We start from the raw sequence: 17,090 nt of genomic DNA on the forward strand, positions 1-17,090 counted from the left end.
GCCGCCGAAACCCTTACAGCAAGAGCCGTGCAATTCACGGCAAGAACTTTCATGCGGCGGGTGCCGCCCGGTGGTTCAGCAGGACGACTTGCCCGCGTAGACCGCCAGGGCCGTGTTGCCGCCCAGGGTGGCGGTGAACTGCCCCGAGGAGTTCACGCTCACCGTTGTGTTGTTCTGCACGTTGCAGTACGTGCCCGCGGGCAGCGAGGTCTGGTAGGTGCGGGTCAGGGACGACGACTCGTGGTTGATGGCGACGTAGCCCTTGGCACCGCGGCCGAAGCCGATCGCGTTGTTGCCGTTGTCCCACCAGTCGGTCATCGACTGGCCCCGCGTGGCGTTGCGGAAGGCGACCATCGACTTGATCTCCGGCCAGGCGTGCTGGCACTTCCAGCCGTCCTGCCAGCAGGCGTTGACGGTGCCGCCGTTGGGCGGTCCCGCGTCCGCGTCCGACCACTCGTAGCCGGAGTTGATGTCGGGGGCGCCGTACGGGAGGGCGAGCATGAAGACGTTGGCCAGGGTGTAGTCGGCGCCGCTCTTGTAATTGAGGGTGCTGCCGTTGCGTTCGGTGTCATGGTTGTCGACGAAGACGCCGGCGACGGAGCTGTTCAGATAGCCCCAGCCCTCGCCGTAGTTCTTCAGGTAGGCGAGCTTCTCGCTGGTGAAGACGCGCTTGAGGTCGTAGGCGTAGCGGAACTCCTGGACGTCGCCGGTGCCCGTGTACTCGGTGGGCTGCACCGCCTCGCCCGCGCCGTAGATGACCTCCTGCTTCCAGTAGGCGGAGGGGTTGGTCAGCCGGGACTTGATGTCGGCCAGGTCCGCGGCGGGGATGTGCTTGGCGGCGTCGATGCGGAAGCCGTCCACGCCGAGGCCGATCAGGTCGTTCACATAGCCCGCGATGGTCTTGCGGACGTACTCCTCGCCGGTGTCGAGGTCGGCGAGGCCGACCAGTTCGCAGTGCTGGACGTTCCAGCGGTCCTGGTAGTTGGAGATCTGCGCGGTGCAGTCGTCGAAGTCGTAGACCGAGTACAGGCCGGGGTAGTCGTACTTCGTGTACGACGAGCCGCCGGTGCCGGTGCCGGTGCCGGCCGACATGTGGTTGATCACCGTGTCCACGACGACCTTGACGCCTGCCGCGTGGCAGGTGTTCACCATGTTCTGGAACGCGGTGCGGTCGCCCAGGCGGCCGGCGATCCGGTAGCTGACCGGCTGGTACGACGTCCACCACTGGCCGCCCTGTATGTGCTCGGCGGGCGGGGAGACCTGGACGTAGCCGTAACCTGCGGGGCCGAGGGTGGTGGTGCACTCGCGGGCCACCGAGGCGTACTTCCACTCGAAGAGGACGGCGGTGACGTCCTTGGTGCCGGGCGGTGACGCGTCCGCGGCGGTCGGGGTCATGACAAGGGCGGCGGTGGCGAGGGCGCCGAGGAGTGATCTGCGAGGCATGGGGGTCCCTTCGTCATTGAAGGCTCTTGCTGAAACTTGCGGTGGCGCAGATGTTAGGGCCTGCCGAGTGAAAGGGCAGCGGGCCGGGGGAAAGTTGCAGCAAGTTTTCTGGCTGACGTCTCCTCCGGGGGCTTGGCAGGTCCTCGGTCGGGTGCGGCAGCGTCGTGGCTGGTCGCGCAGTTCCCCGCGCCCCCCTCCGGGGGCCCGGCAGGTCGTCGTTCGGGTGCGGCGTCATCGTGGCTGGTCGCGCAGTTCCCCGCGCCCCTACGGGGCGCTGCCCGAGCGCGCCTGCGGCAATACACCGACCGACGGTCCGCGTTCGGGTGCGGCGGCGTCGTGGCTTGTCGCGTAGTTCCCCGCGCCCCTTTGGGGCGCGGGGGGTGTTGTCAGGCTGTTGTCCACCACACCGTGGTGTTGGGCGGGATCTTTGTTTCGCCGGACGTGTCGGTCACCTCTTCGGTGGTGAGGAGTACGCGGCCGTGTGCCGGGGTCGTCACCGGCTCGCTCGTCGTGTTCGTGACGCAGACGAACTCCCCGCGGCGGAAGGCCAGTACGCCCTCGGGCGCGCGCAGCCACTCCACGCTCTCGCCCGCGCCGAGGTCCGGCTGCGCACGCCGTACGGCCAGCGCCGAGCGGTACAGCTCCAGCGTCGAGCCGGGCACGCCCTCCTGCGCCTGCACGCTCAGCTCGCCCCAGACCGACGGCTGCGGCAGCCAGCTGCCGCCCGGTCCGAAGCCGTAGGAGGAGCCCTCGCGGGTCCACGGGATCGGGACCCGGCAGCCGTCGCGGAAGCCGTCCTGTCCCGCGCCGCGGAAGTACGCCGGGTCCTGGCGGACCTCGTCCGGCAGGTCCACCACGTCGGGCAGGCCCAGCTCCTCGCCCTGGTAGAGGTAGGCCGAGCCGGGCAGCGCCAGCATCAGCAGGGTGGCGGCGCGGGCCCGGCGCAGCCCCAGCTCGCGGTCCCCGGCGGTGCGGATCTGGGTGCCGAGGCCGGGCGGGTTGGCGAAGCGGGTGGCGTGCCGGGTGACGTCGTGGTTGGACAGCACCCAGGTGGCGGGCGCGCCGACCGGCCGCATGGCGTCCAGGGTGCGGTCGATGACCCGGCGCAGTTCCACCGCGTCCCAGTCGGTGCTCAGATACTGGAAGTTGAACGCCTGGTGCAGCTCGTCGGGGCGGACGTAGTTCGCGGTGCGCTCGACGGTCGGGGTCCACGCCTCCGCGACGAAGATCCGGTCGCCGGAGTACTCGTCGAGGACCTTGCGCCACTCGCGGTAGACGGCGTGCACGCCGTCCTGGTCGAAGAACGGCATGACATCGTTGCCCAGCAGCTTGAGCTGGTCGTGCGCGCCGAGGTCGGGCAGCCCCTCCGCCTTGACCAGACCGTGCGCCACGTCGATGCGGAAGCCGTCCACGCCCATGTCGAGCCAGAACCGCAGGATGGAGCGGAACTCGTCGCCGACGGCCGGGTGTTCCCAGTTGAAGTCGGGCTGCTCGGGGGCGAACAGGTGCAGATACCACTCGCCGTCCGGCAGCCGCGTCCAGGCCGGCCCGCCGAAGATGGACTCCCAGTCGTTGGGCGGGAGTTCACCGTCGGCGCCCTTGCCGGGGCGGAAGTGGTAGCGGTCCCGCAGCGGCGAGCCGGGGCCCTCGGCGAGCGCGCGCTTGAACCACTCGTGCTGGTCGGAGGAGTGGTTGGGCACCAGGTCGACGATGATCCGCAGGCCCTCCGCGTGGGCGTCGCGGATCAGCGCGTCGGCGTCCAGCAGATTGCCGAACATGGGGTCCACGGCCCGGTAGTCGGCGACGTCGTACCCCGCGTCTGCCTGCGGCGAGGCGTAGAAGGGGCTGAGCCACACGGCGTCCACGCCGAGGGCGCGCAGATAGGGGAGTCGGGAACGGATGCCCTCCAGGTCGCCCATGCCGTCGCCGTTGCTGTCGGCGAAGCTGCGCGGATAGACCTGGTAGATCACCGCGTCCCGCCACCAGTCGCGGTGGCCCGCGACGGTGGCGAGGGCGGTGTTCGGGGCCGGGTCGGCGGAGTGCTGGCTCATGGCGTCCTTGGTACGTAAAGGAGTTCGGGTCATTAAGGGGTGGTGCGGCGGCGGGCGTCAGCCCTTCGTGCCGCCGGCGGTGAGGCCGGTCACCAGGTTCTTCTGCACGAGGTAGAAGAACGCGGAGACGGGTATCGCGATCAGCACCGCGGTGGCGGCCATGAGGTTGCGCTGGGCGTCGTGCTCGCTGACGAAGCTCTGCAGGCCGACGGCGAGCGTGTACTTCTGGTCGTCCAGCAGGAAGGTGGTGGCGAAGGCGACCTCGCCGAACGCGGTGATGAAGCTGTAGAAGGCGGCGACCGCGAGTCCCGGCTTGGCGAGCGGCAGGATGAGGCGGGCGAACGTGCCGAAGGGGGTCAGCCCGTCGACGCGTCCCGCCTCGTCGATCTCGAACGGGATGGTGTCGAAGTAGCCCTTCAGCAGCCAGGCGCAGTACGGCACCGCCGTCGAGCAGTACACGAGGATCAGCCCGAAGTAGCTGTCGATGAGCTGGAGGTCGGCCAGGATCTGGTACATCGGCACCATGAGGACGGCCACCGGGAACATCTGGGTGACCAGGAGCACCCACATGAACTTCCGGTAGCCGGGGAAGCGCATGCGGGAGACCGCGTATCCGGTGGTGGCGGCGACCAGCACGCCGAGCACGGTGGTGCCGAGCGAGACGATCAGGGAACTCTTCAGCCAGTCGAAGAAGTTCGTGTGCTGGAGGACGAACGTGTAGTTGTCGAACGTCATCTTGCGCCAGATGCCGCCCGGGTGCAGATAGTCGTCCTTGTCCGGGCCGAGGGACAGGAACACCAGCCAGGCGACCGGGAAGAGCGCCACGGCGCTCCCGGCGACCAGGACGCCGTGCGAGGCGAGGGACGCCGCGAGGCCGCGTTCGCCGCGGGTGCGGCGCTTGCGGCCGGCGGGCGCCGGGCGGTCCTCGGTCACCGTGGCGGAGGTCTCGACGGTGGTCGTACTCATGGGAACTCCTGCCTCAGATCGCGAGCTGCTGCTCATTGCGGTTCAGCCAGCGGCGGTAGAACGAGGTGAAGACGATCAGGATGGCCAGCAGCAGGATGCCGTAGGTGGCCGACTGCGCGAAGTCACGCGGCTGCTGTCCGAAGCCCAGGTAGTAGGCCCAGGTCACGAGGATCTGCGCGTCGGGTGCGGTGGTGCCGAACAGCAGGAAGATGACGGCGAACTGGTTGAAGGTCCAGATGATGCCGAGGAGTACGACGGTGGAGCTGACGGATCTCAGGCCCGGCAGGGTGACGTGGCGGAACCGCTGCCAGGCGTTGGCGCCGTCCATCTCGGCGGCCTCGTAGAGGGCGGTGTCGATGGACTGCAGGCCGCCGAGGAGCGAGACCATCATGAAGGGCACCCCGCACCAGGTGTTGACCATGACGGCGGCGAACCGCTGCCAGAAGGTGTCCTCAAGCCACAGGGGCGTCGGCAGGTGCAGCGTGTCGAGGGCGGAGTTGATGATGCCCCCGTCGGCGAGCATGAAGCGCCAGCCGAAGACGGTGACGAAGGTGGGCACGGCCCACGGCAGGACCAGGATCAGCCGGTAGACGGTGCGGCCGCGCAGCCGCTGGTTGAGCAGCAGGGCGAGGCCGAGGCCGATGCAGTAGTGCAGGGCGACGCACAGCGCGGTCCACACGATGGTCCAGATGAAGTGCGACCAGAAGCGGTCGTAGGCCGTCGGGCCGAACAGCACGTCCTTGTAGTTGTCCAGGCCGATGAACTCGTAGGTGGCCGCGATGTGGTTGACGCCGATCGTGCGCGCCGTGTTGAGGCTGTTGGCGTCGGTGAGGGTGAGGTAGAGGCCGTACACCAGGGGGTAGAGCACGAGGACGCCGAGCACCACGGCCACGGGGGCGATCATGGCGTAGGCGTACCAGTGTCTTTGGTAGCCGTGCTTCAGGCGCTGCCCCAGCCCGGGCCGAGGCGCGCGGTCACCGTGGCGCTTGCCGGTCGCGCGGTCGATGGCGACTGTCATGGTTCGACAACCTTCTCGCAGGTCTGCGGTTCGGGGGTGGGGCGGGCGCGGGCCGGTGGCCGCCGGTTCCCTCCCCTGCGCGCGGGGTTCCCCTGGTCGAGCGATGTCGGGCGCTCGGGGGCGGAGCCGGCGGCCACCCGGGCCTTACTTGCTGAAGTCCGGGACCAGCTTCTCGATCGCGACCTCGGCGTTGCCCAGACCCGCGTCCAGGGACTCCTTGCCGCCCGCGATCTTCGGCAGTTCGGTGTCCAGCGGGCCCCACAGGGAGCTGTACTCGGGCAGTGCGGGACGCGGCTGGGCGGCGGCGAGCACGCCCTGGAAGCCGGCGATGCCGGGGTCGGCCTTCACCTGGGCCGTGTAGGCGTCGTCACGGGTGGGCAGCGTGGAGTTCTTCAGGGCGACGGTCTCCTGGGACTTCGCCGAGGTCATGAAGTTGACGAACTTCAGGGCCGCTTCCTGGTGCGCCTTGTCGGAGCCGGCGTACACCGAGAGGTTGTGGCCGCCGGTCGGGGCGCCCGCCTTGCCGGTGGAGCCGGCCGGGACGGTGGCGATGCCCAGGTTGGCCTTGTCCTTGAAGGCGGAGCCCTGGTAGAAGTTCGTGATCTCCCACGGGCCCTGGATGATCGCGGCGACCTTGCCGCTGACGAACGCGTCCTGGATGTGGGCGTAGGCGTCGGCGGTGGTGTCGGCCTTGTGCAGGCCCTTGCCGGAGTACAGGCTCAGCCAGGTGCCGTAGCCCTTCTTGGCGGCGGCCGACGTCACGGTGATCTTCTTGGCGGCGGCGTCGACGGTGTCGGTGCCCTCGCCGTACAGGAAGGACTGGGCGTAGTACGCCTGGGTGGAGCCCCAGTAGCCGTCGACGCCGGTCTTGTCCTTGATCTTCGCGGCGGCGGACTTCAGCTCGTCCCAGGTCTTGGGGGCCTCGGTGATGCCGGCCTTCTCGAACAGGGCCTTGTTGTAGACGAGCGCGAGGGTGTCGGTGACCAGCGGCACGCCGTACGTCTTGCCCTCGTACTGCGCCTGGGTGATCAGGCTGGGCTGGAACTTGGCCTGGTCCGCGAGGGCGGTGGTGCCGTCAAGGGGCAGGAAGTAGCCCTTCTTGGCGAACGCCGGGGTCCAGCCGACCTCGGAGCGCAGCACGTCCGGGGCGCCCTTGGCGCCGGCGGCGGTGTCGAACTTGTTCTGCGCCTGGTCGAAGGGGACGTTGACGTACTTGACCTTGATGTCCTTGTTGGCGGCCTCGAACTCCTTGGCCAGGGCCTTGTACGTCGGCGCCTCATTGGTGGCGTTGGAGGTGTCCCACCAGGTGATGGTGACCGGGCCGCCGGCGCTGTCGCCGTTGTCGCTGTCGCTTCCGCCGCACGCCGTCGCCGTGAGGGCGAGGGACGCCACCAGCGCGGAGGCCGCTATGCCACGCCGCATGAGTTCTCCTTGAGGGTGAAAAGCCCGAGTGGTGCGGGGAGCGGTCCCGTCCGCCGTCCCCGCGACTTGCCGACTGCGCCGTTGCGTCCGCCGGGCGACGTGAACGTAACAGCGTTGTAAGCGTTCCGAAAGACCTTGCAGAAAAAAAGTGCAAGAGATCTCCGGGGTTACCCTGTCGTTATCGGGTCTCGACCCCTTCGCGACCCGATGACACGGCCGATCAGCGGGCACGGGGCACCTTGTGCAAGACTCTGCAAGCTCTTGCCATCCGAGGCCGACCAGAGGGACGAGGGACCGCGATGACGCAGCAACCCGCAGCGAGCCGTGCGACGGGGCGTGCCCGGCGTCCGATCGGTGGGCAGGGAGAGAACCGACCGGTACAGTCCGGTGGCGTGACCACACGGCTTGCGGACATCGCTGCGCAAGCGGGGGTGAGCGAAGCGACCGTCAGCCGCGTCCTCAACGGGAAGCCGGGCGTCGCCGCCACCACCCGCCAGTCCGTGCTCGCCGCGCTCGACGTGCTCGGCTACGAGCGGCCGGTACGGCTGCGGCAGCGTAGCGAGGGCCTGGTCGGGCTGATCACCCCGGAGCTGGAGAACCCGATATTCCCCGCGCTGGCGCAGGTCATCGGGCAGGCCCTGACCCGCCAGGGCTACACGCCGGTGCTCGCCACGCAGACCCCGGGCGGGTCGACGGAGGACGAGTTGACCGAGATGCTGGTGGACCGCGGGGTCGCCGGGATCATCTACGTCTCAGGACTGCACGCGGACACCACCGCCGACATGCAGCGCTACGAGCGGCTGCGCGCGCAGGGCGTGCCGTACGTGCTCGTCGACGGCTTCTCGCCGAAGGTGCAGGCGCCGTTCATCTCGCCCGACGACCGGGCGGCGATGACGCTGGCGGTGACCCATCTGGTGTCGCTGGGGCACACCCGGATCGGGCTGGCCCTCGGGCCGAAGCGGTTCGTGCCGGTGCAGCGCAAGATCGAGGGCTTTGTGCGGGCGATGCGGGACCAGTTGGGGCTCGCCGCGGAGGTGATCGAGGCGGAGCTGGTCCAGCACTCGCTGTACACGCTGGAGGGCGGCCAGGCCGCGGCCGGCGCGCTGATCGAACGGGACTGTACGGCCGTGGTCTGCGCCAGCGACATGATGGCGCTCGGCGCGATACGGGCGGTACGGCAGCGGGGCCTGGACGTCCCGCGGGACGTCTCGGTGGTCGGCTTCGACGACTCCCCGCTGATCGCCTTCACCGACCCGCCGTTGACCACGATCCGCAAGCCGGTACCGGCGATGGGGCAGGCGGCGGTGCGGACGCTGCTTGAGGAGATCGGCGGAACTCCCGCTCCGCACAGCGAGTTCGTGTTCATGCCGGAACTGGTGGTACGCGGCTCGACAGCCTCCTCCCCCACCGACCGCCCCCGCCCCTGACCCACCCACACCACCGGCCGACCACCACGAAACCGACCCCGCACAACCGGCACTCCGCATCACACCCCCGCCACACACAGCGCACGCCCCCGCGGAGCAAAAGGCACACGTGCACGCCCCAGAGCCGAACCGGCGCCGTGCCCGCGGCACGGGTCTCGTCCGGAAGGTGGAGGGGGCGGCGGGCAGGGGGTCCCTGTGGCGTAGAACATGCGTTGCGGACCCGACCTTGGGATGATCTGTCGGAGATAGCTTTTCTGGCAGACTCTGTGCCTATGAGTGACTCGACCGTGACACAGCCGGAAGGTCGCGAGGAGGGGGCCGTTCCGCAGGCCGTCACGGGCGAGGGCGAGCAGCGTTTCCTCGGTCGGCTGCGCACCCCGCGACAACCCCGCCTGTGGTTCGAGATCCTGCTCATCGCGGTGAGTTACTGGACGTACTCCCTGATCCGCAACGCGGTTCCCGAGCAACGGGGCAAGGCGCTGCGCAACGCCGACTGGATCTGGCAGACCGAGCACCGGCTGGGGATCGCCGTCGAGGAATCGGTCAACCACGCCGTGAACTCGGTGACTTGGCTGATCGTGGGGATGAACTACTACTACGCGACACTGCACTTCGTGGTGACGCTGACGGTGCTGGTGTGGCTGTACCGCAGCCACCCCGGCCGTTACGCGGCGACGCGCCTGGTGCTGTTCGCGACGACGGGCGTGGCCCTGGTCGGCTACTACCTGTATCCGCTCGCCCCGCCCCGGTTGATGGACGGCAGCCGTTTCGTGGACACGGTGATGGTCCACCAGACATGGGGCTCGATGGCCTCGGGCGATCTGAAGCACATGTCCAACCAGTACGCCGCGATGCCCTCGATGCACATCGGCTGGTCGCTGTGGTGCGGGCTGACGGTCTTCGCGCTGGCCAAGGTGCCCTGGGTGCGGGTGCTCGGCCTGCTGTACCCGGCGGCGACCCTGGTGGTCATCGTCGCCACCGCCAACCACTTCTGGCTCGACGCGGTCGGCGGCGTGCTGTGCCTGGCGTTCGGCTACACCCTGGCCGGCCTGTGGTACGGCTCCCTGCCCTACGCACTGCCCCGCCTGGTACCGGCACAGCCACCGGGCCGGCGCTCCCCTTCGTGGGCTCAGGCGTCGTAGAACAGCGCCTCCGCGACCGTTCGGGCGCGGCGGGTGGTGCGGCGGTAGGCGTCCAGCATGTCGCCGGCGTGGCCGGAGGTGTAGCCGAGGTAGCGGCCCACGGCGGCGAGTTCGCGGGGGTCGGTGGGGAATGTGTCGCCGGCCCGGCCGCGGACCAGCATGACCGCGTTGCGCACCCGGGTCGCGAGCACCCACGCCTCGTCCAGGGTCGCGGCGTCCTCCGCGGAGATCAGCCCGGCCGCGCGGGCGGCGGCAAGCGCCTTCCGGGTGCGGGTGGTGCGCAGTCCCGGCTCGGCCCAGGCGTGCCGGAGCTGGAGCAGTTGCACCGTCCACTCGACGTCGGAGAGCCCGCCGGGGCCGAGCTTGGTGTGCAGCTTCGGATCGGCGCCGCGCGGCAGGCGTTCGGACTCCATGCGGGCCTTCAGCCGGCGGATCTCGCGGACCGCGTCGTCGCCCAGGCCCTCGGCCGGGTAGCGCAGCGGGTCGATGAGTTCGATGAACCGGCGGCCCAGTTCCGCGTCCCCGGCGACCGGTTCGGCCCGCAGCAGCGCCTGTGACTCCCACACCAGGGACCAGCGGCGGTAGTAGGCCGCGTACGACTTGAGGGTGCGCACCAGGGGCCCCGACTTGCCCTCGGGGCGCAGGTCGGCGTCGATCAGCAGCGGCGGGTCCGCGCTGGGCAGCTGGAGCAGCCGGCGCATCTCGGAGACGACCTTGCCGGCCGCGGCCGCCGCCTCGTGGTCGCCCACGCCGTCCTGCGGTTCGTGGACGAAGACCACGTCGGCGTCGGAGCCGTAGCCCAGTTCGTGGCCGCCGAAGCGGCCCATGCCGATGATCGCGAAGCGGGTCGGCAGGGTGTCGCCCCAGCCGGTCCTGACCACGGCGCGCAGCGTGCCCGCGAGGGTCGCCGCGGTCAGGTCGGAGACCGCGGCGCCCACCCGGTCCACCAGCGCGCCCTGGTCGGCCTCGACGGGGTTGGCCTCGGTGCCGTAGGAGTCGACGATGTCGGCGGCCGCGGTGCGGAACAGCTCCCGGCGGCGGACCCCGCGGGCCGCGGTGACCCCCTGTTCGGCGTTCTCCGCGCGGCCCACGGCGGCCAGGATCTCCGCTTCCAGGCCCGCGCGTCCGCGCGGTTCGAGGCCGGCCCCGTCGCCGTCGCCGAGCAGAGCCACCGCTTCGGGGGCGCGCATCAGCAGGTCGGGGGCGAGCCGTCCGGCCGACAGCACGCGGGCCAGGTTCTCGGCCGCCGCGCCCTCGTCCCGCAGCAGCCGCAGATACCAGGGGGTCTTGCCGAGCGCGTCGGACACTTTGCGGAAGTTGAGCAGGCCCGCGTCCGGGTCGGCGGAGTCCGCGAACCAGCCCAACAGGACGGGCAGCAGGGTGCGTTGGATGGCCGCCTTGCGGGTGACGCCGGCGGCCAGCGCCTCCAGGTGGCGCAGCGCGGCGGCCGGGTCGGAGTAGCCGAGGGCGACCAGCCGTTCCCGGGCCGCCTCGGGGCTCAGCCGGGCCTCGCCCGGGGCGAGTTGGGCGACGGCGTCGAGCAGCGGGCGGTAGAACAGCTTCTCGTGCAGGCGGCGGACCACGCCGGTGTGCCGCCGCCACTCGCGCAGCAGCCCGTCCACCGGGTCGGTGCGCAGGCCGAGGGAGCGGCCGAGGCGGCGCAGATCGGCCTCGTCGTCCGGGACGAGGTGGGTGCGGCGCAGCCGGTAGAGCTGGATGCGGTGTTCCAGGCAGCGCAGGAAGCGGTACGCCTCGTCGAGCCGGGCGGCGTCGGCGCGGCCGACGTAGCCGCCGGCGGCCAGGGCGGCGAGCGCGTCCAGGGTGGTGCCGCTGCGCAGCGCCGGGTCGGACCGGCCGTGCACCAACTGCAGGAGCTGTACGGCGAATTCGACGTCGCGCAGGCCGCCGGGGCCGAGCTTCAGCTCGCGTTCGACCTCGGCGGCGGGGATGTTCTCGACGACGCGCCTGCGCATCTTCTGCACGTCGGGTACGAAGTTCTCGCGCTCGGCGGCCGTCCAGACCAGGGGTTCGACGGCGCTGATGTACTCCTCCCCCAGTTCGATGTCCCCGGCCACCGGGCGGGCCTTGAGCAGCGCCTGGAACTCCCAGGTCTTCGCCCAGCGCTGGTAGTAGGCGAGATGGCTGCTGAGGGTGCGCACCAGCGGGCCGTTGCGGCCCTCGGGGCGCAGGTTGGCGTCCACCGGCCAGATGGAGCCCTCGACGGTGGTCTCGGAGCAGATCCGCATCATGTGCGCGGCGAGTTTCGCGGCGGCCCTGAGCGCCTTGGCCTCGTCGGCGCCGTTCGCGGCCTCCCCGACGAAGATCACGTCCACGTCGGAGACGTAGTTCAGCTCGTGGCCGCCGCACTTGCCCATCGCGATCACCGCGAGCCGGCACAGCGCGGCGTCGTCGGGGGCGGCGGCGCGGGCGATGGCGAGGGCGGCGCGCAGGGTGGCGGTGGCGAGGTCGGCGAGTTCGGCGGCGGTCTGGGCGACGTCGGTGGTGCCGCACACGTCGCGGGCGGCGATGGACAGCAGACAGCGGCGGTAGGCGACGCGCAGCGAGACCGGGTCGGTGGCCTCGGACAGGCCACGCTCGAACTCCGCCACGCCCGGGTGCAGGTCGTGCGGCTCGTAGGTGACCAGCTCCGCCCAGTCCCGGGGGTGCCGGGCCAGATGGTCGGCGAGGGCAGCGGAGGCGCCGAGCACGCCGAGCAGGCGGTCGCGCAGCGGCTTGGCCGCTATCAGCGTGTCGAGCAGTTCGCGGTGGGCGGTGGGATCGGGCTGGGCCTCAAGCAGACGTACCAGGCCGGCCAGCGCGAGGTCCGGGTCGGCGGTGGCGCCCAGCGCCTCCAGCAGGACCGGGTCGCTGCGCACGGGGGCCAGCTCGGCGCCGTCGAGCAGCCGCTCGGCGCCGGAGGGGTCGGTGAAGCCGTGCCGCAGCAGTCGCGTGAAGGTACTGCTCCTGCGCCCCGGCGTCATCCGCGGCCTCCCCTCGGGTCGGGTCGGATCAAGGTCGTCCTGGCGAGAGCCTAACCGGACAGGCGCGGTGAAGCGCCGGGGCGGACCGCGATGAGTTCCGGGCGGCCGCCAGGTCTGTACTGGGCAGGGACCCGGTCCGTACTGGGCAGGGACCGTCGATCAGCCGATCAGCCGGTCAGTCGGTCAGTCGGTCAGTCGGTCACGATCAGAGGGAGGCGTCATGCGGGAGCCCGAGGGCGAACTGGACCGCCGCTATTCCAGCGCGGGCGCGAGCGCGCCCGCCTGGTCCGAGGCCGAGGCGTTGCTGCGCGCGGCCGAGTTGTTCTGGATCTCGACCGTACGGCCGGACGGGCGCCCGCACGTGACGCCGCTGCCCGCCGTGTGGGCGGACGGGGCGCTGCACTTCTGCACCGGCCCGCGGGAGCGCAAGGCGCGCAACCTCGACCGCAACCCCGAGGTGGTGCTGACCACCGGCACCAACACCTGGGACAAGGGCTACGACCTGGTGGTGGAGGGCACGGCGGTGCGGGTCACCGACGACGGGCGGCTACGGGAGCTGGCCGCGGCCTGGGAGGCGAAGTACGGGGCGTTCTGGCACTTCGAGGTGCGGGACGGCTGCTTCGAACACGGCCCGGGGCGTGCGCGGGTCTTCGCGGTGCCCCCGCGCACGGTCTTCGGCTTCGCCAAGGGCACCCCCTTCGGCCAGACAAAGTGGCCCTTCCGCTGAGGCAGCGCCCCGAAGTCGAAGGGGCGCGGGGCTGTATCGATATGCGGCTCCGCCGCGCGGGCGCGACCAGCCACAATGGTGCCGCGGACGACCGACAGCGCATCGTGGCACGTGACTCCGGCCCACACGACCGAGCGCCCCGTCGGCCCCCGGAGGGCTCCGTGTTCATGTGGTTTTCATCCCGTGGGCCGCCCGCCGTGAGACCAGGGCATGTTGGCGTGTGCATGATCTCGCGTGCACCGTTGGCTTCCTTCCCCCCACCGGAGGTTGATGTGTCCGGCAGTTCCGTGCTCCGCCGCGCCCGTACCGTCGTGGCGTCCGCAGCAGCCCTCGCCGCGGCCGGCTTCGGGCTGTGGACCGGCCTCGGCGGCGAGTCCGCGCACGCCGCGGGCGCCGTACCGACCCCGGACCACGTGGTCGTCGTGGTCTTCGAGAACCACGCGTACAACCAGGTCATCGGCTCCTCCAGCGCCCCGTACATCAACTCGCTGGTCTCCGGCGGCGCCAACCTCAGCCAGTTCTACGCCGAGACCCACCCGAGCCAGCCCAACTACTTCGCCCTGTTCTCCGGCTCCACCCAGGGCATCACCGACGACAGCTGCTACACCCCCGGCTTCTCCTCGGCCGCCAACCTGGCCTCCGAGCAGCTGGCCGCGGGCCGCACCTGGGCCAGCTACAACGAGACCCTGCCCAGCCAGGGCTCGACCACGTGCAGCAGCGGCAGCTACGCCCGCAAGCACAACCCGTGGTTCGGCTTCAGCAACGTACCGACCTCGACCGCGAAGACGTTCGCGCAGTTCCCGGCCGACTACACGACGCTGCCCCAGCTGTCCTTCGTGGTCCCGAACCTGTGCAGCGACATGCACGACTGCTCGGTGTCCACCGGTGACACCTGGCTGAAGAACAACCTGGGCGCCTACGCCACCTGGGCCAAGACGCACAACAGCCTCCTCGTCGTCACCTTCGACGAGGACAACCGGCTCGCCGGCAACCGGATCCCGACGGTCCTGTACGGCCAGCCGGTCACCGCGGGCTCCAGCTCCTCGACCACCTACAACCACTACGACCTGCTGCGCACCCTGGAGGACTCGCAGGGCCTGACGAAGCACGCGGGCAACGCGGCCTCCGCGAAGGACATCACCGGCGTCTGGGCGTCCTGACGTGTATGTGGCGGACAGCCGCGCGAGCACGCCGTTCGCGCAAGGCGCCGTCCGGCAGGCCCCTGCCGGACGGCGCCGCCCCGCGGTCGCGCCCACCGTCCTCGCGCTCGGCACGGTCAGCCTGGTCACCGACGTCTCCTCGGAGATGGTCACGGCCGTGCTGCCGCTGTACCTGGTGGCCGGTCTCGGCCTGTCACCGCTGGGCTTCGGACTGCTCGACGGCATCTACAACGGCTTCTCCGCGCTCGTCCGGCTCGCCGGGGGCCACCTCGCCGACCGCGGCGGAGGCCGGCACAAGTGGGTGGCCGGGCTCGGCTACGGCGTCTCGGCGCTGTGCAAGCCGCTGCTGCTGCTCGCGCACACCCTGACCCCGATCGGCCTGATCCTGGCCGCCGACCGCACCGGCAAGGGCCTGCGCACCGCCCCGCGCGACGCCCTGATCTCGCTCTCCAGTACGTCCGAGACGCGCGGCCGGGCCTTCGGCGTACACCGCGCGATGGACACCGCGGGCGCCCTGCTCGGCCCGCTCGTCGCGTTCCTGATCCTGCGGGCCACGGTCGACGGCTACGACGCCGTGTTCACTGTGAGCTTCTGCGTGGCCGTGACCGGGGTGCTGGTCCTGATCCTGTTCGTACCGCCGGGCACAACGAGCCGACCGCACGGCGCACCGGACGCCACGGACCGGCCCGGCGGCAGCCCGGCGGGCGGCGGCAGCCCGGCGGCCGGTGGCAGCCCGGCGGGCGGCGGCAGCCCGGCGGCCGGTGGTGAGCCGCGGCCCACGCTGCGCGCCGCCCTCGGTCTGCTGCGCCGCCGCGCGCTGCGCCGGATCACGGTCTGCGCCCTGCTGCTGGGCCTGGCCACGGTCAGCGACTCCTTCGTCTACCTGCTGCTGCAACGCCGCCTCGGCGTCCCCGACCGCTGGTTCGCGCTGCTGCCGCTCGGCACGGCCGCCGCGTTCCTGCTGCTCGCGGTGCCGCTGGGCCGGCTGGCCGACCGGGTGGGCCGCTGGCGGATCTTCCTGGCCGGACACGGGGCGCTGCTGCTGGCGTACGGCCTGCTGCTCACCTCCTGGCACGGCACCGCCCTGCCGTACGCGGTCCTCGCCCTGCACGGCGGCTTCTACGCGGCCACCGACGGCGTGCTGATGGCGGCGGCCTCGGACGGCGTGCCCGAGGCGCTGCGCTCGTCCGGGCTGGCCGTCGTACAGACCGGGCAGGCCATGGCCCGGTTCGCCTGCTCGCTGCTGTTCGGCGCCGCGTGGACGGTGTGGGGCGACCGCACCGCGCTGGCGGCGGCCACCGTGGCGCTCGCGCTGTGCGCGGCCGTCTCGTACTCCCTCCGCCCGACGATCCTGGAGCCCGTGTCATGACCCTGCGGTCCCGGTTGCTGGTCCTGGTGGCGGCCGTCGTCGTCCTCACGGCGGTCGCGCTGGCGGCCGTCCTGCACGCGTCGGCCCGGGCCGAGCGCCGCGACCACACCCAGGCGGGCGGCCCACCGGTCACCCCGGGCCGGGTCACGCTCACGGACCCCGGCCGGCTGGTGTTCCGCACCATGGCCTGGGGCCCGCACCGCGACGAGCTGACCGCGGTCCCGGCGGCGGACCCGGCCGGGCCGCGCACCGCCTCCGGCGTCAGGTGCCTGCGTTTCCACGCCGCAGCGGGCACCGGAGTGTGCCTCCAGGCGGAGCACGGCCCGGTCTCCGACAGCTACCGCGCGCTGATCCTGGACGCCCGGCTGCGCACCACGGCCCGCTACGACGTGCCCGGCATACCCTCCCGGGCCCGGGTCTCCCCCAGTGGCCGCCTCGCCGCCTGGACGGCGTTCGTGGGCGGCGACTCGTACGCGGGCACGCACTTCTCCACCCGTACCGCCGTCGTGGACACCCGCACCGGCCGGCTGATCCCCTCGCTTGAGCGGTTCCGCATCGTCCGCGACGGCCGCGCCTACACCTCACCGGACGTCAACTTCTGGGGTGTGACGTTCGCCGCGGACGACCGCACCTTCTACGCGACCCTGGCGACGAAGGGGACCACGTATCTGGTCCGCGGCGACCTGACGGCCGAGACGGTGACGACGCTGCACCAGAACGTGGAGTGCCCCTCCCTGTCGCCCGACGGCACCCGCGTCGCCTACAAGAAGCGCGTGGCGGGCCTGCCCGCGGACGCCCCCTGGCGGCTGTACGTCCTCGATCTGCGTACCCTGCGCGAGACCCCGCTCGCGGAGCGGCGCAGCGTGGACGACCAGGCGGTGTGGCGGGACGCGCACACCCTCGTGTACGCGCTGCCCGGGGACTACGGGGCCGACCTGTACCAGGTTCCGGCCGACGGCACGGGTGCCTCCCGGCGGGTCAGCCCGGCGGCGGTGTCCCCGGCATACCTGTGATTCAGGCCCCTTGATACAGTCCCGCGCCCCTACGGGTCGCCCCCGCCGACCGGGCCGCCTTGCGCCACGCAGGGGCGCGTTGCGGCTGTGGCGCGACTGCGGGTCCGTCGTGGTTGATCGCGCAGTTCCCCGCGCCCCTAACGGGGCGCCCCCCCGGGGCACGTTGCGGCTGTGGCGCGACTGCGGCTCCGTTGTGGCTGGTCGCGCAGTTCCCCGCGCCCCTTCGGGGCGCCACCCCCCGACCGGGCCGCCTTGCGCCACGCAGGAGCGCGTTGCGGCTGTGGGGCGACTGCGGGTCCGTCGTGGTCGCTCGCGCAGTTCCCCGCGCCCCTAACGGGGCGCCCCCCAGGGGCACGTTGCGGCTGTGGCGC

General features: G+C 71.4%; 12 protein-coding genes. 6 read left to right on the forward strand and 6 right to left on the reverse strand.

Annotation, left to right across the window (positions count from 1 at the left end):
- Positions 1 to 75: 75 nt before the first annotated feature.
- The 5 genes from AC27LF_RS22975 to AC27LF_RS22995 all read right to left on the reverse strand — a co-directional run bounded on the left by AC27LF_RS22975 (position 76) and on the right by AC27LF_RS22995 (position 6,900).
- Positions 76 to 1,443, reverse strand: coding sequence for an alpha-amylase (locus AC27LF_RS22975; protein WP_479658126.1), 1,368 nt, complete (start codon positions 1,441 to 1,443; stop codon positions 76 to 78).
- A gap of 386 nt (positions 1,444 to 1,829) precedes the next feature.
- Entirely contained in the window at positions 1,830 to 3,494 is a 1,665-nt protein-coding gene (locus AC27LF_RS22980) for a glycoside hydrolase family 13 protein (RefSeq protein ID WP_479658125.1), read from the reverse strand.
- Between the two features lie 57 nt (positions 3,495 to 3,551).
- Complete coding sequence (locus tag AC27LF_RS22985; RefSeq protein WP_479658124.1) at positions 3,552 to 4,460, reverse strand: sugar ABC transporter permease; 909 nt, start codon at positions 4,458 to 4,460, stop codon at positions 3,552 to 3,554.
- Between the two features lie 13 nt (positions 4,461 to 4,473).
- The gene (locus AC27LF_RS22990; protein WP_479658123.1) at positions 4,474 to 5,478 is read right to left on the reverse strand and encodes a carbohydrate ABC transporter permease; all 1,005 of its coding nucleotides are present in this window, start codon (positions 5,476 to 5,478) and stop codon (positions 4,474 to 4,476) included.
- 144 nt (positions 5,479 to 5,622) lie between these two features.
- The gene (locus tag AC27LF_RS22995; protein WP_479658122.1) at positions 5,623 to 6,900 is read right to left on the reverse strand and encodes an extracellular solute-binding protein; all 1,278 of its coding nucleotides are present in this window, start codon (positions 6,898 to 6,900) and stop codon (positions 5,623 to 5,625) included.
- A 392-nt stretch (positions 6,901 to 7,292) separates the two neighbouring features.
- Here AC27LF_RS22995 and AC27LF_RS23000 point away from each other — a divergent pair, with 392 nt between their 5' ends.
- Both AC27LF_RS23000 and AC27LF_RS23005 read left to right on the forward strand, forming a co-directional pair.
- Entirely contained in the window at positions 7,293 to 8,327 is a 1,035-nt protein-coding gene (locus AC27LF_RS23000) for a LacI family DNA-binding transcriptional regulator (protein ID WP_479658121.1), read from the forward strand.
- Positions 8,328 to 8,599: 272 nt separating this feature from the next.
- On the forward strand, positions 8,600 to 9,469 hold the full coding sequence (locus AC27LF_RS23005; protein WP_479658120.1) for a phosphatase PAP2 family protein: 870 nt from the start codon (positions 8,600 to 8,602) through the stop codon (positions 9,467 to 9,469).
- Here the strand turns inward: AC27LF_RS23005 and AC27LF_RS23010 are convergent.
- Entirely contained in the window at positions 9,457 to 12,450 is a 2,994-nt protein-coding gene (locus AC27LF_RS23010; protein WP_479658119.1) for a bifunctional [glutamine synthetase] adenylyltransferase/[glutamine synthetase]-adenylyl-L-tyrosine phosphorylase, read from the reverse strand. The genes AC27LF_RS23005 and AC27LF_RS23010 overlap by 13 nt on opposite strands.
- 220 nt (positions 12,451 to 12,670) lie before the next feature.
- Between AC27LF_RS23010 and AC27LF_RS23015 the strand changes: the two genes are divergently transcribed.
- The 4 genes from AC27LF_RS23015 (at position 12,671) to AC27LF_RS23030 (ending at position 16,719) form a co-directional block, all read left to right on the forward strand.
- Positions 12,671 to 13,177, forward strand: a complete 507-nt coding sequence (locus AC27LF_RS23015; RefSeq protein ID WP_479658118.1) for a pyridoxamine 5'-phosphate oxidase family protein — start codon at positions 12,671 to 12,673, stop codon at positions 13,175 to 13,177.
- A 272-nt stretch (positions 13,178 to 13,449) separates the two neighbouring features.
- Complete coding sequence (locus AC27LF_RS23020) at positions 13,450 to 14,337, forward strand: alkaline phosphatase family protein (protein ID WP_479658117.1); 888 nt, start codon at positions 13,450 to 13,452, stop codon at positions 14,335 to 14,337.
- 1 nt (position 14,338) lies between these two features.
- Positions 14,339 to 15,706, forward strand: a complete 1,368-nt coding sequence (locus AC27LF_RS23025; protein WP_479658116.1) for an MFS transporter — start codon at positions 14,339 to 14,341, stop codon at positions 15,704 to 15,706.
- Entirely contained in the window at positions 15,703 to 16,719 is a 1,017-nt protein-coding gene (locus AC27LF_RS23030; protein ID WP_479658115.1) for a TolB family protein, read from the forward strand. The genes AC27LF_RS23025 and AC27LF_RS23030 overlap by 4 nt, the downstream gene beginning before the upstream one ends.
- Positions 16,720 to 17,090: the final 371 nt, after the last annotated feature.

The organism is Streptomyces diversicolor (assembly GCF_057537855.1).

What these genes read in the sequence shown, in the direction of transcription:
- AC27LF_RS22975 (WP_479658126.1), bottom strand. Translation starts at nt 1,443, where the DNA reads ATGCCTCGCAGATCACTCCTCGGCGCCCTCGCCACCGCCGCCCTTGTC.
- AC27LF_RS22980 (WP_479658125.1), bottom strand. Translation starts at nt 3,494, where the DNA reads ATGAGCCAGCACTCCGCCGACCCGGCCCCGAACACCGCCCTCGCCACC.
- AC27LF_RS22985 (WP_479658124.1), bottom strand. Translation starts at nt 4,460, where the DNA reads ATGAGTACGACCACCGTCGAGACCTCCGCCACGGTGACCGAGGACCGC.
- AC27LF_RS22990 (WP_479658123.1), bottom strand. Translation starts at nt 5,478, where the DNA reads ATGACAGTCGCCATCGACCGCGCGACCGGCAAGCGCCACGGTGACCGC.
- AC27LF_RS22995 (WP_479658122.1), bottom strand. Translation starts at nt 6,900, where the DNA reads ATGCGGCGTGGCATAGCGGCCTCCGCGCTGGTGGCGTCCCTCGCCCTC.
- AC27LF_RS23005 (WP_479658120.1), top strand. Translation starts at nt 8,600, where the DNA reads ATGAGTGACTCGACCGTGACACAGCCGGAAGGTCGCGAGGAGGGGGCC.
- AC27LF_RS23010 (WP_479658119.1), bottom strand. Translation starts at nt 12,450, where the DNA reads ATGACGCCGGGGCGCAGGAGCAGTACCTTCACGCGACTGCTGCGGCAC.
- AC27LF_RS23015 (WP_479658118.1), top strand. Translation starts at nt 12,671, where the DNA reads ATGCGGGAGCCCGAGGGCGAACTGGACCGCCGCTATTCCAGCGCGGGC.
- AC27LF_RS23030 (WP_479658115.1), top strand. Translation starts at nt 15,703, where the DNA reads ATGACCCTGCGGTCCCGGTTGCTGGTCCTGGTGGCGGCCGTCGTCGTC.